The following is an 18,968-nucleotide window of genomic DNA, read 5'->3' on the forward strand; positions in this document are numbered from 1 at the left end:
CAGAGGCGTACCGCCGCCCGAGCGTCTCGATAAACCCTTAGTAACGCTTCGCATCACGATCTCCTACAGATCAATGCCGTCGTCGGGGTTGCGAGGCCTGTCGCGCCAGCCCTTGCATCCGTCGCCGCAAGGCCGATGCGCGCGCAGCTTCATCCGGGTCATCCTCGAAAATCGCGAACTCGCCGGTCGGTAACGAGTCCGGCGTTTCTCGTGCGATATCGAGATGATCGGGCAGTTCGGGTTCGCGGCGGAGCCCATGAGTTTTCTCCATGACGGGCCGGTCGGGAGCCTCTCTCCTGACCTCAAAACTTTCACGAAGCGCAGCGTCGCCCTCTTACTATAAAGAGAGCGACGCCGCGGTCTGGGCGACGGTGGAGGTCAACCTTACGGCTCTGACTGGTGATCTATTGGCGCTGCATTCAGATGAGGACCGCATCGGCCTCGACCTTTCGCCGGCAAGCCATGTGCTGGGTGATCCCACCGCGCTCGGACGGATTTTTGATAACCTCGTCGATAATGCCCTGCGCCACGCCTCGACCGTCACGGTAAGGAATGTTTCGGATGGCGGTAAGACCTGCTGGTCGTTTGAGGACGATGGCCCGGGAGTTGCGCCCGACCAACAACTGACGTTAGGCACGGCCTATGCCCGTTTCGATCCGTCACGCGATCGACAGACGGGCGGAGCCGGCCTTGGCTTAGCGATCGTCTGCGGACTTGCCGAAGCCATAGGCGGCTCCGTCTCGTTCCGGTCCAAGCCGGGCCGAGGACTGCATGTGCAAGTCGTGCTGTTGTCGGCGGGTAGAAGCTCAGAATGAGCGAGACTCCACTGCAGACTGATAATAATCGGAGGAGTAAATCAAATTGATAAAATTGAGGATCATCAACGATGAGTATCGTCGCTCAACTCGCGATCGGAACGGTGACCGTTGCACTTACCATCATCATGCAAGCGTGTTTTGCCGCAATAGCCTTCTCAGTCGATGATCGCTTCACGCCGCCTCGCACGCGAACAACACGCTTTGGAGCGACCTTGCTTCTTGCCGCTTCTACGATATGGATGCTGCTCGCTATCACGCTGGCGGCTTGGATTTGGGCGGGCCTGTTTATTGTATTGGGTGCCTTCGAAGCGCTGGAACCGGCGCTCTATTTCGCAACGGTTTCCCTGACGACGCTAGGCTTCGGCGACGTTATCCTCTCGCAGGATGTGCGGCTGCTGTCTGCGATCGTGGCTGCCAACGGCCTCGTCATGTTCGGTTTGAGCACTGCGTTTCTTCTCGAATTCGTGGGTCAGGTGCGCGAGGAGAAAGGCAGTTCGACGCGATCCCACATTTCGACGGCAGAATGACTTCGTACAGAACCGGCTCACTTTGGCTAGCATAAACGATTGTGCCTGCCCACTCTACCCGCATCGCCTTGTCCAAGTAGAAAACGCCGATCCGCCCGGGTTTCGACAAATAGTCTGGGGCTTGGCGCTTGCGTAGACTGGATGGTCAAAAGTGGAATGGCGGGTTGCGACTCTAATGTCGGTCCTAACCACCAACTCGGCGGTTCGCCAGAAGCAGATGTTCGCATGGCATGCGCTCAGGTCGGCTTCGCCCTCTCATCCCAGTCATCCGAGCATTGAGGGCTACGTTCCGAAAGCGGACGTCGGTTCGAGGGCGTCGGAGCGATGCCCATATCGGACAATAGGATTAGTCGGCTTAACGGAGATGGATTGGGCTTAAGGACATCTCGAACGGTGGCAACAAAGCGACCTGGGTTCGGTCTTTATCCGCCTTTGACTTGTGCAGGGTCGAGCGCCTGCACCGGGGTTGCGAGAAAGCGGAATGGCTCGGCGGTTCCTTGCTTCGCGGCCGCGACAGCGTTGATGAGCAGCGCCGCCGAAGCGGCAAACCCTTCGATTGAATTTGCCTTGCCAAGCCAGACCCGCGAGGCCTTGGGCGACACGCCCACGGTAACTTCCAGCGCGGCATTGCGCGAACGCGCGGCCGACCGGTAGAAGCTCTGGTCATCAAAGGGGTCGAGCGAATAGTCCAGATCCTGTCCGGCAAGGATCTTGGCATCGGCCTTCGTGGCACTTCTCCGGTGAACGCCCGACAGCCACAGGGTCCGCGCCTGGCCATTCTCCAGAAATGCGGCGGCCATGGTTGAACGGGATATCGGCAAGAGCCAGGTCGGTGGAACGGCTCGACGTCTCTGACCTTGCCGATTCATCGGAAAGCCTCGCGGTTTGGCTGAAGTGCGATCTCACCTTTGATGCTGCCGAGATTGTCGCGAACGTCGACTACGCCAACCTCGTCTTCCAGCAGCGCCTGCACGTCCTGCGACAGCTCTTGCAGCTTCAACATGTCGGGGCCGGTCAGGACGATTTCGATCGGATCGCCCGATGTTGGCTGTCCGGTCTCGGGTGCCACCAGTAGAGTGGCACCGGCGACATTGCGGTCGAGATAGGTCTGTAAAGTCGGGTCGGCAGTCCTCATTTACGCGGGCGGGCGAGAGGAAACGAACTGCATCGCAAGGTCGCTCGACTATCGCCAAGCGTCCCAGTGGACGCCCCACGAAGATCGGACAGGCAATCCTCGCAGACGTGCGACACCTGCTGAGAGGCTTCACCTCTTCGAGCCGGTTTGCTCCGCAAGCAGTTCGACAAGCCTGCGCACGCTGTCCCGCAGTTCGTCAATCCCTTCGGATTTGCGCCCCCTCGCGAGGGTTTCGGGAACATACACTGCCTGGTTGCGCAGTATTTTTCCACTCTCGGTCAGTTCGATAACCACTCGGCGCTCGTCTTCCGGATCGCGTGTTCGTCGAACCAGGCCGGCGGCCTCCATACGCTTCAGCAGAGGGGTGAGAGTTCCGCTATCGAGGTAAAGCCGCGCGCCGAGGGAGCCCACCGTCTGGGGTTCTTTCTCCCATAATACCAGCATGACCAGATATTGCGGATAGGTGAGACCCAGCTCCCGAAGAACAGGGCCATAGAGGCGGCTGAGGAGGTTGGTGGCAGCATAAAGGGGAAAGCAAACCTGTCGATCGAGCAACAAGGGATCGCGCGGGTCCTGTGCTGCTGCCACCCCGTCATTCATTGGGCGAACACATTAATTTTCACATCGACGTTTCCGCTGACTGCGTTGGAATAGGGGCAAGCAGCGTGGGCGTTCTTCACGATCTCGTCAGCCTTTGCCTGATTGACCCCGGCAATTTCGACATCCAGTGTGACAGCGAGATTAAACCCGTCATTACCATTCGGCAAGAGGCCGACCTGGCAGGAGACTTCAATGTCGTCGTCACCCACCTTGTCGGTCTGTGCCCGCGTTACATGGATCACGGCATTTTCGAAGCAAGCCGCATAACCAGCAGCGAAGAGTTGCTCGGGATTAGTCGCGTCGCCCTTGCCACCGAGTTCCTTCGGTAGAGCGAGGTCGAGCTCGAGAATGCCATCTTCGCTTTTGACCTTTCCGGCGCGGCCACCATAGGCGTTAACGCGAGTGTTGTAGAGATTTTTCATGTTAGCTCCTTACGGTTAGACAGCAGGATAAATAGTATCCAATTATATTGTGCGCAATATATAACTTGCAAGGCGCGTCATGCTGGCAGACACGCCTTTGCGTCAAATTCTGACCGCGTCACCTGCCCAAAGCCCTCAGAATAGTCTTCTCGACCGGCGAGTAGCTATTGTCGGAACGCTCGAGACTGATCGGCTCACGCGGTAGCAGCGGCGGCTGCGCAATGAAGCGCGGCTGCTTACCGTAATCCTTATATGCAGAATGCACGAGGAAAGGGTGGCACAGATACACCTTGCCGGCCGGACCCGTTGCCAGTTGCTCCAGGCGATGGGCCGATCCGGCGAATCCGTTCGAGGCCAACTCTCGAAGGGTCAGACCGGCTTCCTTGGCCGGTGCGAGTTGTCGCGCTGTATCGATATGCGAGCCGACCCGAATGCGCGTTGAGGAATCGTGAATACCCACATCCGAGAATAGGAACAGCATCAACAGGGCGCGGCCCTTGCGGTGCACATTGGCCCGCCACTCCATGAAGTCGGGCTTCTCATAAGCGAAGCTGACCTCGATGTGCCACCCGTCGTCTCCAGGTTCTTCGGCAGATGGAAAGCCAACAGCAAATGTTCCGAGTCCGCCCCGCGGCAGCCACCGACCTTTGCCCACAAGCTGGTCGAATGCTGTATGCAGGGCGGTTGTGTTTGCCGCTTCGTGAAACGGAGCCTGATCGAACCGCTCGAGACGGGCCGGGTCCAGGTGGTCGAGTCATCGGGATCGCATCCCGTGGCCACCCACAGGATCGCGCGCGCTTCTGCGGCCACCTTGGATGAAAATGCAGCACCCACCCAGACGAAGCCGTCGCGAACGAAGCGGGCAATGGCATCTGCGCCAAGCGCAGAGAAGTATCGATTAGGCGCGTATGGTCGAGCGGCATTGCTGCTTCACGAGCCGGAAACCCGGCCAGCTCAGCCCAACGGAAAGGGTCGAGGCGCGATTGAGAGTGATGAACTTCATGGGCTTCTGCTACCTGATGTATTGTAGAGACACGACAAACGGCTGCCATTGAACAGGTGCTGGGCATACATGGGTGGTCTGCCATGGGGTCGGAAGCAAAATGGCCGATTTGCATTGGTTGCCTGCCCAAAGCAGACAGTCAGCAACCGGCCCAATTGCAGCCGAAGAACTGCAACTTGAACGCGTGGCAGCTTTTGAGAGGCCGCTACGCAAGCTTAGACGGCAGGAAGTGGGGTGGAAAGCTGCCCGTAAATCAAGTAGCCGTGTTTACCTCGCCTTTGTATATGGTAACTTTTGATAACATCCATCCCATTATTATTAAACAAACGATGATACTTGCTACGAACCAGTAAGGCGCTTCTTTGAGTGTTGCTGAAAATAAAACGAACAACGAGATCGCTAGGCGGACGCTTGTCTTCGGAACGACGATCGATGTTCCGCATCTACGGCATTTGAAAGGATGGCCTCGACGCAACAAACAGCGCTTTAATGGTATCGTCGTCTGACAGCGAGGGCATCCACCTCGAGCAACAGTGTTCTCGTCAACCGTCATCGCAGGAACCTTAGGCTGGATAAACATGTATCCGCAACTGGGTCGCTAGCCGAATGGCAGCTTTTTGCGATCTGATTGCCGATAGCAGACAGTCTGCAACCGGCCCATGAAAAGCCATTGGCAGGAATCGCTACGCAAGCCTCGCGTGGGCCGCAAAGTCCCCCGCTTCGAGATTCTAGCGCAGCTTGGATGTTCGCACCGCGAACAAGGCCTATTGTGCGTGGGTCCCGGTTACGGAGGAATGCCCGACGTGTTTTTTCATACTCGTTTCATACAAATGACGAGTCGCGCCGTAAGTCTTTGAAAAGTGGTGGGCGCGGCAAGGATTGAACTTGCGACCCCACCCGTGTGAAGGGTGTGCTCTACCACTGAGCTACGCGCCCGCTGACGTCATTGCAGGAGAAGAATCATCCTTGCGTCGGCAGAGGCGCGCCTTTGCCAGAGCGTGAAGCCGTTGACAAGCACCCCGTTCCGGGTAGAGGCCCCGTCCTCATGACCGAAGAGAACAGCTCACCCGAAACCGCGCCCGCAACCTCGGGACCCGACGTGCCGCCCGATCATCTGGCGATCGATCCGCGCAGCAAGCATTTCGATGCGGATGTCCTGCGCCGCGGCGTGGGTATCCGCTTCAAGGGCACGCAGCGCACCAATATCGAGGAATATTGCATTTCCGAGGGCTGGGTGCGCGTGCAGGCTGGCAAGACGATGGACCGCAAGGGCCGTCCGCTGACGATAAAGCTGAACGGTCCGGTCGAGGCATGGTTCGAGGATCTGGGCGAGGACGCTCCGGTCGCGAAAGCCGGCTGACCGGCACAGCGCCTGCGCAATTGTGTTGCAAGGCGGCGTGATAAGCGCCACCTGACAGCCATGCTACCCCAAGTCGTGATCATCGGACGCCCCAATGTGGGCAAGTCGACCCTGTGGAACAGGCTGGTCGGCAAGAAGCTCGCGCTGGTCGACGACCAGCCGGGGGTGACGCGCGACCGCCGTTTCGGCGATGCCGAGCTCTTGGGGCTAAAGTTCCAGATCGTAGACACCGCCGGCTGGGAGGACGACGATCCCGCCAGCCTGCCGGGCCGGATGCGCACCCAGACCGAGGCGGCGCTGGTCGGCGCGGCGATGGCGCTGTTCGTGATCGATTCGCGCGCAGGCGTGACGCCGCTGGACGAGGAAATCGCCCGCTGGCTCCGCGGACAGAGCGTGCCGGTCGTGCTCGTCGCCAACAAGGCCGAGGGCAAGGCGGGTGACGCGGGTCTTTACGAGAGTTTCGCGCTGGGCTTTGGCGATCCGGTCGCGCTGTCCGCCGAACATGGCGAGGGCGTGGCCGATCTCTTCGAGGCGATCCTGCCGATCCTCGATCCCTTGCAGCCCGAACAGGAACTGCCGGTCGAGGACGACGGCGAGGAAAAGCCGCTGGGTCCGCTCAAGCTGGCCATCGTGGGCCGCCCCAATGCGGGCAAGTCGACGCTGATCAATCGCCTGCTGCAGGAAGACCGGCTGCTGACCGGGCCCGAGGCGGGGATCACGCGCGATTCGATCACGATCGACTGGCACTGGACCGATCCGCGCACCGACGAGCCGCGCGAAGTGAAGCTGATCGACACCGCCGGCATGCGCAAGCGCGCCCGCGTGACCGACAAGCTTGAGCGCATGGCGGTGGCAGACGCGCGCCACGCGGTCGATTTTGCCGAGGTGGTGGTGCTGCTGCTCGACGCGACGCTGGGGCTGGAGCATCAGGATCTGAAGATCGCCGCCCATGCGGTCGAGGAAGGCCGCGCGCTGATCGTCGCGATCAACAAATGGGACGTGGCGGCAGAGCCTTCGTCGCTGTTCAACGGGATACGCGCTGCGCTGGACGAAGGGCTGGCGCAGGTGCGCGGCGTGCCGCTGGTCGCCGTGTCGGCCAAGACCGGCAAGGGCACCGACCAGTTGCTGCAGGCCGCCTTCGACATTCGCGATCAATGGAACCGCCGCGTCCCGACCGCAGGGCTCAATCGGTGGTTCGACGATGCGATGGCCGCCAATCCGCCGCCCGCACCCGGCGGCAAGCGGATCAAGCTGCGTTATATCACACAGGTCGGCGCGCGCCCGCCGCGTTTCGTGATATTCGGCACCAGGCTGGACGAACTGCCCGAAAGCTATCGCCGCTATCTGGTGAATGGCATCAGGCGCGAGCTTGGTTTTGGCGCGGTGCCGGTCCGGCTGATGCTGCGTAGCGCGAAAAACCCCTACGCCAACAAGGACTGAGGCGCGGTCAAAATCGTCACGGGCCGTTCGTGCAATAGCGCGTCATCTCCGGCGAATTGAGATGCGCGCGCAAGGTCTCGCTGCCTTCGGACCATTGCGCAGTCGGATCGGCCCGCAAGGCGCAGACCATGGCCAGTGCCTCCGCATTGTCGGCCAGTTCGTGATATGCGGGCAGGCCAAGCACGGAGATGTCCTGTCCATCGATGCGCCCATCGACGCGCCCGACGAAATCCTGCTCCGGTCCACTGACGACAAGCGCGCCGGTTGCGGGGTTGGTGGTGATCTCGGTCGGCGCGTCAGCGGTGAAGGCCAGCCAGATCGCGACCACCATCGTGATCGCCAGCAGGCCCATGGCAAGGATCATCGCGCCCTTGAACCGGCTCTGGCGGCGGCTTTTCAGCGGCTCTCCGATTGCTGTCACGTCGCCCTCCGGCCGGCCACGCCCGTAGCGCCTATTCCTCGTCGTCGCCTGCCGGCCTGCTTTGCAGCTGTACGTAATTATGCAGGCCCATGCGTTCGATCATGTCGAACTGCGTTTCGAGGAAATCGACATGCTCTTCCTCGCTTTCGAGGATGCGCTCGAAGATCTCGCGGCTGACATAGTCGCGCACCTTCTCACAATATTCGATGGCATCGCGCAGCAGCGGGATCGCCTCCATTTCCAGCGCGAGATCGGCCTTGAGGATTTCCTCGACCGTTTCGCCCACCTTCAGCTTGTGGATCGCCTGGAAATTGGGAAGTCCGTCAAGGAACAGCACGCGTTCGGCCAGAACGTCGGCATGCTTCATCTCGTCGATCGATTCGTGGCGTTCGTAATCCGCCAGCTTGCGGACGCCCCAATGGTGCAAGGTGCGATAGTGCAGCCAGTACTGGTTGATCGCCGTCAGCTCGTTGGTGAGCGCCTTGTTCAGGTACTCGACGACTTTGGGATCGCTTTTCATCGAAACTGTCCTTGCATTCAAATGGCCGGTCGCACCCGCTCATCGCGAAGCAGGGCGGCGCATGCAAGCAATAAAGCCTGATGCGAGAGGTTTGAATTAGCAGTTTTCGAAAAGCACGGCTGCAGAAAGGTTCAGGCGGCGCAGGCGCGTTCTTCCATGCAAATGTCGGCGGCCTCTTCCAGGCACTGGCGGCATTGCGGCTCGACCCCCATGCAGCGATACACCTCTTCCGCATCGCCCGAACAGCAACGGGCCGCGGCCCTGAGGTCCCCTTCGCGTACGGCGTTGCAGATGCAGATGATCATCGGAAAAGAACCCTCTCAATCCTGTCGAATCACGTTCTAATGCGAGGCGCTCTCAAAAGCAATACGTTTGCGACTGAATTGCAAGAGCAGCTTTTTGGCCTGTCTCGTGGCTCTGAGGGACGAGGGAATTGAAAGCGGTGCTTGTAGAATATTATCAGCGATTAACCCAAAATTAGGTTTGAACCGCAAGATTGGAGGTCGACCGAAATGTTCAGGGGGATTCTTGGTGCGCGTTCTCGCATTGGCTTCACAAAAGGGTGGGTCCGGCAAGACCACGCTGTCCGGCCATCTGGCCGTTCAGGCTCAGCGTGCCGGCGCCGGCCCCGTCGTGCTTATCGACATCGACCCTCAGGGATCGCTGGCGGACTGGTGGAACGAGCGGGAGGACGAATTTCCCGCCTTTGCCCAGACTGCCGTCGCCCGTCTTGCAAACGACCTTGCCACGCTGCGGCAGCAGGGTTTCAAGCTGGCCGTGATCGACACGCCGCCCGCCATCACCATGGCGATCCAGTCGGTGATCTCGGTCGCCGAACTGGTGGTCGTGCCGACTCGTCCCAGCCCGCATGACCTGCGCGCTGTCGGTGCCACCGTCGACATCTGCGCCCGCGCCAACAAGCCGCTGGTCTTCGTGGTGAACTCCGCGCTGTCCAAGGCGCGCATCACCTCGGAAGCCGCCGCCGCGCTTGCGCAATATGGCACGGTCGCGCCCGTCGTCCTGCATCACCGCACCGATTTCGCGGCATCGATGATCGATGGCCGCACCGTCATGGAAATCGATCCGCACGGCCGTTCGGCGCAAGAGATGGAACAGCTCTGGGCCTTCCTTGCGGAACGTCTGGAAAAGAATTTCCGCCGCAATGTTTTCGCCGGACAGCAGGGCGCAGCGCCTGCCGTTGGCGCTCCTCGCACGGGCGGCGGTTTCGGTCGCCGCGCGGCCGGATCCTGATCGGGAGGCGATGATGAACGGTATCACCATGAACGCCATGCCCGCCGGATTGCTGGCCAAGAAGGGCGCGGCAAAGCCCGCCATGCGGCGCCAGTCCCCGGTCCAGCAGACCGGTTTCGGAGCGGGCAGCAGCATGGCCGGCATGTCCGGCTGGCTGACCGGTGCCGAGGACGATTGCGGCTGGAACGACATGGGCGACACGCCCGCGCACGATCCGGCCGGAAGCGTGATCGGCCTTACACCTGTCAGCGACAAGCCCGATTCGCTCTATCTGCATTCGAATGGCGAGGACTGGGACGAAGCCGAAGGCTATGACGAAGACCAGCGGGCCGAACCCGGCTGGACTCCGGCGCCGGTCGCCGCTTCGAAGCCCGTCGCCGCCGCCAATCCCGTCGGCGCGATGCAGAACCGGCTGCGCGAAGCGGCCACGCCAGCGCCGGACTATGTCGCCAGCCATGCGCCGTCGTTCGAGCAGCCTTCCGCATATGACGAACAGGCATATGCGGAACAGGCCGGGCAAGCACCGGTTGGCCTGTTCGGCCATGTCCGCGCGATGTTCGCCCATCTGTTCGCCATGATCTTCGGCCGCGGTCCCGTGCTGGTGGTCCATCCGGACCATGCCATGCGCGAAAAGATCGCCAATGCCGCCGCCCGCGAGGGTTGCAGCGAGGTCGATATCGCCGAGCGCGCGATCCTGCGCTATGTCGATCCCGCGCCGAAAAGCGGCTTCACTTCCTCGCATGTCATGGGCAACGCCTGACTGCGAGCGATATGCAAGGACGCCAATCATGAATATCCGTATCCGCCACAAGGCCCTGATGATCGCATTGATCGGCGCGAGCGCCATGGCGCTTCCCGCCGCGGCACCGGCCCGCGACAATGCCGAAAAGGCCGAGGCCGCGCTGGCCAAGGAAAATGCCGACAAGGCCGTCTCCTATGCCGAGCGGGCCGTGCTGGAAAATCCGCGCGATCCGGAAACCCGCGTGCTGCTGGGCCAGGCCTATCTGAAGGCGGGCCGCATGATTTCGGCGCGCGATTCGCTGGCGGCGGCGGTCGAGCTGGGCGATGCCAGCCCGCGCACGGCGCTGATGCTGGCACTGGCGCAAACGGGTGCGGGCGAGCCTCGTCTTGCCGTTGGTACGATCAATATGCAGGGCAGCGCGATTCCGGCGGCCGATCGCGGTCTTGCGCTGGCGCTTGCGGGCGAAACCGCGCGAGGGGTTGAGATCATCGCGTCCGACATTCGCGCGGGCAACAACACGCCCAAATCGCGTCAGAACCTGGCCTATGCGTTCGCGCTCGACGGTCGCTGGCGCGAGGCGCGCGCCATGGCCGCGCAGGACGTGCCCGCGAACGAGATCGGTGAACGGATGACCGAATGGGCCAGCACCGCCCGCCCCGACCTTTATGCCCAGCGCGTCGCCGCTCTGATGGGCGCAGAAGCCGTCGAGGATCGCGGCATGCCGCAGCAGCTTGCGCTGGCCAATTCGGCCCCGGTGATGGCGGCCCCCGAACCGAAGCCCCGGATGGCAGCTGCGCCCGCACCGGCTCCAGCTCGCGAGCAAGTGCTCGTGGCGGCAGCGCCGACCGCCGAGGCCGAACTACCGCCGGTGAAGGCGGACACGGCGGTAAGGGCCGCGCCTGAGCCCTCGACCGTTTCGCTCGCGGTGGTCCAGCCGGCTCCTGCCGCGGAACCGAAGCCGGCCCCGATACCGTCGTCTCGCACTGCGCCCAAGGCGGTCGTGGTGGCTTCGCTGCCCGCCAGTTCGGCGGCGCGTTCGGCAGCACCGGCCGACAGCAAGCCCGCGGTTGCCGCGAAACCGGCAGTTCAGCCCGCACCTGCGCCGGTCAAAGTGGCTGCGGCGCCCAAGGCGGAGCCGAAGCCTGCCGCCAAGCCGGCTTCCAAACCGGCGGCAAAGCCGCCGCTGCCCGTGCCTGCCGCGAACGGCACGCATATCGCGCAGCTCGGCTCCTATGCCAGCCCCGAGGCAGCCGAGGCCGGGTGGAAGGTGTTCCAGAGCCGCTATGCCAATCTGAAGGGTAGCCAGCCGGTGATTACCAAGGCCAATGTCGACGGCAAGGATTACTGGCGCGTGGCTGCGGGCGGTTTCGATCGCCAGGGTGCGAACGCCATGTGCTCGGCCGTCAAGGCCAGCGGCAATGGCTGCATTCCGATCGCGCAGGCGGGCGGCAATGGGCCAAGCGGCAAATCGGTCCCGAACAAGGCCCGCCTTGCCAAGGCCGATTGATCGGGTCCAATTCCTCTGAAAACGGGGCGCTGCTAAACCGGCAGCGCCCCTTTCTTATTCAGACTTCTCCTCGACCACCCGCATCAGCCCCTCCTGCGCGGTGGAGGCAATCAGCTGGCCGTCGCGCGTAAAGAACAGGCCGCGCCCAAAGCCGCGTGCATCGCCCGACCACGGGGAATCGAGCGCGTAAAGCACCCAGTCGTCGATCCGCGCATCAGCGTGGAACCAGATCGCATGATCGAGGCTGGCGGCCCGAAACCCTCCGCGCCACCACGCCCGTCCATGCATGGCCATGGGCGCAGAAAGCAGGCCGTAATCCGAGATATAGGCAAGCACCAACCGGTGCATCGCTGTATCGGCGGGCAGCGGCGCCTTCATCCGGAACCAGAAATAGGCGTGCCCGCGATCGTTCAGCCTGCCGTCCGGCGAAATGGGCGGCATGCGGATTTCATAGGAGCGGTTGCGGCGGAACGCGGCCATTGCCTTTATCGGGCGGCCGAGGCGCTTCATCACCTCGTCCTCGGTTTCCAGATCCTCGGGCATCAGCACTTCGGGCATCGGCATTTGGTGCGAAAGCCCATCCTCTTGCCGATGAAACGAGGCGGTGAGGTTCAGGATCGGCACGCCGTTCTGCGCCGCGATAACGCGGCGGTTCGAAAAGCTGCCGCCGTCGAAATCGCGCGCGACCGAGAATTCGATGCGATAATCCTCGTCCCCGCCGCGCAGGAAATAGGCATGCAGCGAATGGGGTCGGCGTGCGGGATCGACGGTGTTCTGCGCCGCCGCCAATGCCTGGGCGACGACCTGGCCGCCATAGATGCGGCCGATGCCGCCCGGCTTGCGATGGCCGAGGAAATGATTTTCAGTCTGCTTGTCCAGCGTCAGCAGGCGCACGGTGGCGGCAACCTTTTCGGGGTCGCTCATCGTGTCGGGCATGGGGTTTTCGTCGTCTTCCATGCGAACGCGAATGGCCGTCCCCGCGCCCCCCGTCAATCGCCGCTGGCACAAAGAACCCCCGTCCGGACGATGCCGGACGAGGGTTTTGCTGATGTCAGCGATCAGCCCGCCAGAGCCGCCAGCAGCAGCAAGGCGACGATATTGGTGATCTTGATCATCGGGTTCACCGCAGGACCCGCCGTGTCCTTGTAGGGATCGCCGACCGTATCGCCGGTCACTGCGGCCTTGTGGGCCTCGCTACCCTTGCCGCCGTGATTGCCGTCCTCGATATATTTCTTGGCATTGTCCCACGCGCCGCCGCCGCTGGTCATCGACAGCGCGACGAACAATCCGCCCACGATGACGCCCAGCAGCAACGCGCCCAGCGCCGCAAAGCCGTTCTGCTGGCCCGCGACGAGGGTGATGACGAAATAGACCGCCACCGGCGTCACCACGGGCAGCAGCGAGGGAACGATCATCTCCTTGATCGCCGCCTTGGTGACGAGGTCGACCGTCTTGGCGTAGTTCGGTTTCGACGTACCCGCCATGATGCCGGGATCGGCGGCGAACTGGTCGCGCACGTCCTTGACCACGTCGCCCGCCGCGCGGCCCACCGCGGTCATGCCCATCGCGCCGAACAGATAGGGCAGCAGCGCGCCCAGCAGCAGGCCAACGATGACATATGGGTTCTCAAGACTGAAATCGACGTCCAGCGTGGGGAAGAAATGCGCCAGATCGGTTGTATAGGCCGCGAACAAGACCAGCGCGGCCAGACCCGCAGAGCCGATCGCATAACCCTTGGTCACCGCCTTGGTGGTATTGCCCACCGCGTCCAGCGCATCGGTCTTTTCACGCACTGCATCGTCCAGCCCCGCCATTTCGGCAATGCCGCCCGCATTGTCGGTAACCGGCCCGTATGCGTCCAGCGCCACGACCATGCCGGCCAGCGCCAGCATCGCGGTCGCCGCATAGGCGATGCCGATCAGGCCTGCCAGCTGATAGGCGATGATGATGCCCGCCACGATCACCAGCGTGGGCAGCGCGGTCGCCTCAAGGCTGATCGCAAGGCCCTGAATCACATTGGTGCCGTGGCCGGTTTCCGAAGCCTTGGCGATGGAGCGCACCGGGCGGAAATTGGTGCCGGTGTAATATTCGGTGATCCAGATGATCAGCCCGGTGATGACCAGACCCAGCATGCAGCACCAGAACAGGTCCCAGCCGGTGAAGGCGGTGATCTGGGCCGACAGTCCCTCCTCGGCGATATTGCTGCCGTCGACGATCTGCACGACATCGCCGATGGGTTCGCCGCCGATCAGCGTGTTCATGTCGCCCAGTACCAGCTGCATCACGAACCAGATCGCGGGCACGGACAGGGCGGCGGTAACAAGAAAGCCCTTGTACATCGCACCCATGATGTTGGTGCCGCCTCCCAGTCGCACGAAATAGGTGCCGACGATGGAGGTCAAAATACAGGCCCCGCCGATCAGCAGCGGCAGCACCATCAGATTGCCCAGCAGCAAACCCGCCGTATCGGCGAGCAGCAGCGCGGTCAGAACCATGGTCGCACCGACGGTGACGACATAGGTTTCGAACAGATCCGCGGCCATGCCCGCGCAGTCGCCGACATTGTCGCCGACGTTATCGGCGATCACCGCGGGGTTGCGCGGATCGTCCTCAGGGATGCCCGCCTCAACCTTGCCGACGAGGTCCGCGCCCACGTCTGCCGCCTTGGTGAAGATGCCACCGCCCAGCCGCGCGAAGATCGAGATCAGCGACGCACCGAAGGCCAGCGCCACCAGCGCGTCCACCACGGTGCGGTCCTCTCCGCCCACGCCATATCCGGCCACGGCGGTCAGGTACCAATAGAACACCGCGATCGCGAGCAGGGCGAGGCCCGCCACCAGCATGCCGGTGATTGCGCCCGCGCGGAACGCCAGCGTCAACCCTTCCTGCAGGCCCTTCTGCGCCGCCGCCGCCGTGCGCACGTTCGAGCGGACCGAAATGTTCATCCCGATAAAGCCCGCCACGCCCGACAGCACCGCGCCGATCACGAAGCCGATTGCGCTGAGTGCACCGAGGGCCACGCCCACGATCACCGCAACGACGACACCGACGATGGCAATGGTGGTGTATTGCCGCTTCAGATAGGCCTGTGCGCCTTCCTGGATGGCACCGGCGATTTCCCGCATGCGTTCCGACCCGGCATCCGCGCCGAGTACTTGCCTGCTGGTGACGAATCCGTAGATGATGGCCAGAAGGCCAAGTGCAATTGCGACCGTGACAAGACTCACTTCGCTTCCCCTCCAATAATGCTCGCGCCCTTTTCGGGCGTCGTGACGGGGAAGCTACACGCTAAACGATCTGGCGCAAGCAGGCATTGTTCAGCTGGGCGAAAGCTTTTCGCCCGATCACCGCAAGATCAGATGCCGTGCCGGTAACCGAGGGACTGGCCTGCCAGCGGCGGCGATCCGTCGAGCAGCAGCGCATGCGCCCCGCGCGGCTGGACGCTGCCTATGCGAACGGCTTCGACCGGGCAGGCAGCGCCTTCGGGCAGGGTGAACAGCAGTTCGTAATCGTCACCCCAGCTCATCGCCTCGCGCTTGCGGCGGGTGAGGGCGGGGTGGACGGGCACGAGGCACGTTTCGATGGAGATGGTGGTGCCGCTGGCTTCGGCCATGCGCGCCGCGTCGAGGAGCAGCCCGTCGGACAGGTCCATCATCGCGCCGGCCACGGGGGCCAGCGCCTGCCCTTCGGCAACGCGCGGTACGGGGCGGCGATAGGGGGCGGTCAGCGTTTGGTCGTCGCTGCCCGCCTGCAGCGCCTCGAACCCGGCGAGCGCGGCGCCGCACTGGCCGGTGATCCACAGGGCCTGTCCCGGCGCCGCGTCGGCGCGGGACGGGGGCGGATCACGCCGCGGCTGACCCAGCGCGGTCAGGCCAATGACCTTGGGCGCATCGGGGGAAGGGGCGGAAACCGTATCGCCGCCCAGCAGCGGCGCATCGAACGCGGCCAGCGCCTCGCCAAGCCCGGCGGCGAAGCGGGTGTTCCAGGCCTCGTCGCCCAGCATGAAGCTTAGCAGCAGGCCGACCGGGCGGCATGTCTTGGCGGCAAGGTCGGACAGGTTCGACGCGACCAGCTTCCACGCGACATCGGCGGGGTCCTGACCGGGCAGCCAGTGCACGCCCTCGACCATGGTGTCGTGCGTCGCAACCAGTGCGCCGTTCAGACGCAGCACGGCCGCATCGTCGGAAAGTCCGCGCGCCGCCGGATCGTGCGCCAGTTGGCGCAGCGCCGCGATGAACGCTTCCTCGCCAGACGAAGGCGCGGGTCCGCTCAGGCCCGCACCTCCCTGGCGATGGCGTCGAGCAGGCCGTTCACGAATTTCGCCTCGCGCGGTTCGAAAAAGGCATGGGCGACATCGACATATTCGGTGATTGCCGCCGCCTTTGGCACGTCGGGCCGGGCCAGCAGCTCATAGGTGCCGCAGCGCAGGATCTGCACCATGGTCTTGTCCAGCCGCGCCAGTGACCAGCCCTGAGCCAGTTTCTCGCTGATCAGCAGGTCGATTTCATCCCGGCGCGCATCGACGCCCTTTACGACATCGTCGAAGAAGGCGACTTCGGCATCGGCATATTGCTCTTCCTCAATCTCCTTGCCCAGCCGGTGCTGGTGGAATTCGTCGAGCAGGCGCGCGAGCGGCGTCTTCTCCATGTCCATCTGGTACAGCGCCTGCACCGCGGCGAGGCGGGCGGCGGAGCGGGATTGCGATTTGGCGGTCATTGCTTGGTCCAGTCCGGTCCCAGATAGTCGCGCTTGCCGATCGGAACGCCCAGCTGGCGCAGGATGTCATAGGCGGTGGTGGCGTGAAAATAGAAATTGGGGATGGAGAAATTGAGCAGGAAATTCTGCCCCGTGAATGGCACGACGAATTGCTCGCCCATGCGGAACTCCATCTCGGCGGTGCCCACGGTTTCCATGTCGGCCTCGGTCAACTCGCCCAGTTCTTCGCGTGCGTCCGCCAGCATCGCGCGCATCGCGGCGAAACCGCGCGGCGGCTCGCTGCGGTCGGGCGAGAACACGCCAGCGCGGATGCCCGCGACGGCGCCGACCGAGTGCGAAACGGTCGATTTCACCTGATAGGCGAAGTCCAGCATGTCGGGCGTGATGCGCGCGCTGCAGACATCCTCCTCGCTGCGGCCCTGCTCGGCGCACCATGCCTCGGCCTTGCCGATCAGATGGTCCATGTTGGCGAGCATGCGCAGGAAGCCGGGAATGGTGGCGGCGTGAAGGGACAGGGTCATTTCGCGTTTCCTTGCAGGCGCAGCGATACCGAGCGGGCGTGAGCGTAGAGCCCCTCCGCCTCGGCCAGCGCCACGGCGGCGGGGCCGATCGCGGCCAGCGCGGCCTCGTCAAGTTCGATAAAGCTGGTGCGTTTCATGAAGTCGAGCACCGACAAGCCGCTGGCGAAGCGTGCGCGGCGGCCGGTGGGCAGGACGTGGTTGGGCCCCGCGACGTAATCGCCGACCGCTTCGGGCGCGTGGCGGCCGATGAAGACGCTGCCCGCGTGCCGGATCGCTTCCAGCATCGGTTCGGGATCGGCGACGGCCAGTTCGACATGCTCCGCCGCCAGCGCGTTGGCGAGCGCGGGCGCTTCGTCCAGCGAGGCGACCTCTATTATCACGCCGTGGTCGCGCCAGCTGGCTTCGGCCACGCGGCGGGTCGGCAATTGCGCAAGCTCGACGCCGACCGCATCGGCGACGCGGTCGGCGAAATCATTGTTGTCGGTAATCAGGATCGCCTGCGCCAGCGGGTCATGCTCGGCCTGGCTGAGCAGGTCGGCGGCGATGTGGCGCGCGCGATTGTCCTTATCCGCGATGACCAGAATCTCGCTCGGCCCCGCGACCATGTCGATGCCCACGGTGCCGTAAAGCTGGCGCTTGGCCTCTGCTACCCAGGCATTGCCGGGGCCGGTGACGACATCGACCGGCGCAATGCGCTTCGTCCCGTGGGCCAGTGCGGCGATCGCCTGCGCGCCGCCTATACGCCAGATCTCGTCCACGCCCGCCAGATGCGCAGCGGCCAGCACCAGATCGTTGACCTGCCCGCCGGGCGTGGGGGTTGCGATCACCAGTCGTTCGACGCCTGCCACGCGGGCAGGGATCGCATTCATCAGCAGCGAGGAGGGATAGGCCGCGCGTCCGCCCGGCACATACAGCCCCGCCGCATCGACCGGCCGCCAGATCGCGCCCAGCCGCACGCCCTGATCATCGCGATAGTCGCGGCGCGCGGGCAATTGCTCGCGGTGATAGGCCGCGATGCGGTCCGCCGCGGTCTCCAGCGCCTGCCGCAATTCAAGGGCGAGCGCGTGGAACGCCGCCTCGCAGGCGCCCTTCGATATGCGCCAGTCGTCCTCGCCGACGGGTGTCCATTTGTCGAAGCGCGTGGTGTAGTCGGCCAGCGCCGCGTCGCCGTCGGCCTTTACCCGGTCGATGATATTGGCGACATCGCGGCTGACATCGTCATCCGCCTCGCGCCGGTCGGCGACGATGCGGGCGAAGGCCTTGGCAAAGCCGGGGTCGCTTGATTTCAGGCGCTTCATTCAGGCGGCCCCGACGGTTTCTGGCATCGGCTGCGCTGCCAAGGCGCGGAACTTGTCGATCAGCGGGCCAAGCCGCGCGCTATCGGTCTTGAGAGCGGCGCGATTGACGATCAGCCGCGCCGAGACGGGTAGCAATTCGGCGGTTTCGACCAGCCCGTTTTCCTTCAGCGTCTTGCCGGTGGAGACGAGGTCGACGATCCGGTTGGCAAGACCCAGCATCGGCGCAAGCTCCATCGCGCCGTTCAGCTTGACGCATTCGGCCTGGATGCCGCGCGCCTCGAACCAGCGGCGGGTGAGATTGGGATATTTGGTCGCGACCCGCAAATGGCTGGCGCTGCGGATCTCTGTCGGCGGCGCGTCTTTCGGTTCGGCGATGGAGAGGCGGCAATGGCCGATGCCCAGGTCCACCGGCGCATAGAGGTCGGCATAGTCGAACTCCTCGATCACGTCGGAACCGACGATCCCCGCCTGCGCCGCCCCATGCGCGACGAAGGTGGCGACGTCGAAGGCGCGCACCCGGATCAGGCGGATCGACGGATCCTCGCACGCGAAGGACAGCGAGCGGTTCTTCTTGTCGTGGAAGCCCGCCTCGGGCACGATTCCGGCCTGCGCCATCACGGGCAGGGCTTCGTCGAGGATGCGCCCCTTGGGCACGGCGAAAGTGAGCGGCTGGGTCATGACAGCCGC

General features: G+C 63.5%; 23 protein-coding genes and 1 tRNA gene. 8 read left to right on the forward strand and 16 right to left on the reverse strand.

The window, feature by feature from the left end:
• The 3 genes from AC4FIJ_RS11740 to AC4FIJ_RS11750 form a co-directional block, all read left to right on the forward strand.
• Positions 1-193: hypothetical protein (locus AC4FIJ_RS11740; protein WP_490336917.1), on the forward strand; the 193-nt coding region annotated here is incomplete at its 5' end.
• Positions 194-269: 76 nt separating this feature from the next.
• Complete coding sequence (locus AC4FIJ_RS11745) at positions 270-815, forward strand: sensor histidine kinase (protein ID WP_082347913.1); 546 nt, start codon at positions 270-272, stop codon at positions 813-815.
• A gap of 71 nt (positions 816-886) precedes the next feature.
• Positions 887-1,345 (forward strand): ion channel, encoded by a 459-nt coding sequence (locus tag AC4FIJ_RS11750; protein WP_087910621.1) that lies wholly within the window; start codon positions 887-889, stop codon positions 1,343-1,345.
• Between the two features lie 422 nt (positions 1,346-1,767).
• Here the strand turns inward: AC4FIJ_RS11750 and AC4FIJ_RS11755 are convergent, their stop codons facing one another.
• The 6 genes from AC4FIJ_RS11755 to AC4FIJ_RS11780 all read right to left on the reverse strand — a co-directional run bounded on the left by AC4FIJ_RS11755 (position 1,768) and on the right by AC4FIJ_RS11780 (position 5,441).
• Positions 1,768-2,145: a hypothetical protein gene (locus AC4FIJ_RS11755; RefSeq protein WP_063612560.1), complete on the reverse strand. Its 378-nt coding sequence runs from the start codon at positions 2,143-2,145 to the stop codon at positions 1,768-1,770.
• Positions 2,146-2,210: 65 nt separating this feature from the next.
• Positions 2,211-2,480 carry a hypothetical protein gene (locus AC4FIJ_RS11760; RefSeq protein WP_046903470.1) on the reverse strand — a complete coding sequence of 90 codons (270 nt, stop codon included), beginning with the start codon at positions 2,478-2,480 and terminating at the stop codon, positions 2,211-2,213.
• A gap of 129 nt (positions 2,481-2,609) precedes the next feature.
• Positions 2,610-3,080, reverse strand: coding sequence for a MarR family winged helix-turn-helix transcriptional regulator (locus AC4FIJ_RS11765; protein ID WP_046903469.1), 471 nt, complete (start codon positions 3,078-3,080; stop codon positions 2,610-2,612).
• A complete protein-coding gene (locus tag AC4FIJ_RS11770; RefSeq protein ID WP_046903468.1) occupies positions 3,077-3,502 on the reverse strand; it encodes an organic hydroperoxide resistance protein in 426 nt (141 codons plus the stop codon). The genes AC4FIJ_RS11765 and AC4FIJ_RS11770 overlap by 4 nt, the downstream gene beginning before the upstream one ends.
• Positions 3,503-3,620: 118 nt before the next feature.
• A complete protein-coding gene (locus tag AC4FIJ_RS11775; RefSeq protein WP_490336918.1) occupies positions 3,621-4,028 on the reverse strand; it encodes a hypothetical protein in 408 nt (135 codons plus the stop codon).
• Between the two features lie 1,338 nt (positions 4,029-5,366).
• Positions 5,367-5,441, reverse strand: a tRNA-Val gene (locus AC4FIJ_RS11780).
• Between the two features lie 109 nt (positions 5,442-5,550).
• Between AC4FIJ_RS11780 and AC4FIJ_RS11785 the strand changes: the two genes are divergently transcribed.
• Positions 5,551-5,865 (forward strand): DUF3297 family protein, encoded by a 315-nt coding sequence (locus AC4FIJ_RS11785; RefSeq protein ID WP_490336919.1) that lies wholly within the window; start codon positions 5,551-5,553, stop codon positions 5,863-5,865.
• Between the two features lie 60 nt (positions 5,866-5,925).
• A complete protein-coding gene (gene der, locus AC4FIJ_RS11790; RefSeq protein WP_490336920.1) occupies positions 5,926-7,305 on the forward strand; it encodes a ribosome biogenesis GTPase Der in 1,380 nt (459 codons plus the stop codon).
• A 16-nt stretch (positions 7,306-7,321) separates the two neighbouring features.
• Here der and AC4FIJ_RS11795 read toward each other — a convergent pair whose 3' ends face one another.
• From AC4FIJ_RS11795 to AC4FIJ_RS11805, 3 genes are all read right to left on the reverse strand, one after another.
• Positions 7,322-7,726, reverse strand: coding sequence for a hypothetical protein (locus AC4FIJ_RS11795; protein WP_490336921.1), 405 nt, complete (start codon positions 7,724-7,726; stop codon positions 7,322-7,324).
• 31 nt (positions 7,727-7,757) lie between these two features.
• Positions 7,758-8,246, reverse strand: coding sequence for a bacterioferritin (bfr, locus tag AC4FIJ_RS11800; RefSeq protein WP_490336922.1), 489 nt, complete (start codon positions 8,244-8,246; stop codon positions 7,758-7,760).
• 131 nt (positions 8,247-8,377) lie between these two features.
• The gene (locus tag AC4FIJ_RS11805; protein ID WP_490336923.1) at positions 8,378-8,551 is read right to left on the reverse strand and encodes a (2Fe-2S)-binding protein; all 174 of its coding nucleotides are present in this window, start codon (positions 8,549-8,551) and stop codon (positions 8,378-8,380) included.
• Between the two features lie 226 nt (positions 8,552-8,777).
• On the opposite strand from AC4FIJ_RS11805, the gene AC4FIJ_RS11810 reads away from it, so the two are divergent.
• Genes AC4FIJ_RS11810 through AC4FIJ_RS11820 form a run of 3 tightly spaced genes read left to right on the forward strand, consistent with a single transcriptional unit; the run spans position 8,778 to position 11,746 of the window.
• Positions 8,778-9,497, forward strand: coding sequence for an AAA family ATPase (locus AC4FIJ_RS11810; protein WP_490336978.1), 720 nt, complete (start codon positions 8,778-8,780; stop codon positions 9,495-9,497).
• A gap of 13 nt (positions 9,498-9,510) precedes the next feature.
• Complete coding sequence (locus AC4FIJ_RS11815) at positions 9,511-10,257, forward strand: hypothetical protein (RefSeq protein WP_490336924.1); 747 nt, start codon at positions 9,511-9,513, stop codon at positions 10,255-10,257.
• Between the two features lie 28 nt (positions 10,258-10,285).
• Positions 10,286-11,746: an SPOR domain-containing protein gene (locus AC4FIJ_RS11820; RefSeq protein ID WP_490336925.1), complete on the forward strand. Its 1,461-nt coding sequence runs from the start codon at positions 10,286-10,288 to the stop codon at positions 11,744-11,746.
• A gap of 54 nt (positions 11,747-11,800) precedes the next feature.
• On the opposite strand, the gene AC4FIJ_RS11825 is transcribed toward AC4FIJ_RS11820, so the two are convergent.
• The 7 genes from AC4FIJ_RS11825 to hisG form a co-directional block, all read right to left on the reverse strand.
• Complete coding sequence (locus tag AC4FIJ_RS11825) at positions 11,801-12,703, reverse strand: acyl-CoA thioesterase (protein ID WP_490336926.1); 903 nt, start codon at positions 12,701-12,703, stop codon at positions 11,801-11,803.
• A 101-nt stretch (positions 12,704-12,804) separates the two neighbouring features.
• Positions 12,805-14,973, reverse strand: a complete 2,169-nt coding sequence (locus AC4FIJ_RS11830; RefSeq protein ID WP_490336927.1) for a sodium-translocating pyrophosphatase — start codon at positions 14,971-14,973, stop codon at positions 12,805-12,807.
• A 128-nt stretch (positions 14,974-15,101) separates the two neighbouring features.
• Positions 15,102-16,019, reverse strand: coding sequence for a thiamine-phosphate kinase (thiL, locus tag AC4FIJ_RS11835; protein ID WP_490336979.1), 918 nt, complete (start codon positions 16,017-16,019; stop codon positions 15,102-15,104).
• On the reverse strand, positions 16,016-16,462 hold the full coding sequence (nusB, locus tag AC4FIJ_RS11840; RefSeq protein WP_490336928.1) for a transcription antitermination factor NusB: 447 nt from the start codon (positions 16,460-16,462) through the stop codon (positions 16,016-16,018). The genes thiL and nusB overlap by 4 nt, the downstream gene beginning before the upstream one ends.
• Positions 16,459-16,983, reverse strand: coding sequence for a DUF1993 domain-containing protein (locus AC4FIJ_RS11845; RefSeq protein WP_490336929.1), 525 nt, complete (start codon positions 16,981-16,983; stop codon positions 16,459-16,461). Before AC4FIJ_RS11845 ends, nusB begins: the two co-directional genes overlap by 4 nt.
• Complete coding sequence (gene hisD / locus AC4FIJ_RS11850; protein WP_490336930.1) at positions 16,980-18,281, reverse strand: histidinol dehydrogenase; 1,302 nt, start codon at positions 18,279-18,281, stop codon at positions 16,980-16,982. The genes AC4FIJ_RS11845 and hisD overlap by 4 nt, the downstream gene beginning before the upstream one ends.
• Positions 18,282-18,959: an ATP phosphoribosyltransferase gene (gene hisG / locus AC4FIJ_RS11855; RefSeq protein ID WP_490336931.1), complete on the reverse strand. Its 678-nt coding sequence runs from the start codon at positions 18,957-18,959 to the stop codon at positions 18,282-18,284.
• Positions 18,960-18,968: the final 9 nt, after the last annotated feature.

It is taken from the genome of Croceicoccus sp. (assembly GCF_983967925.1).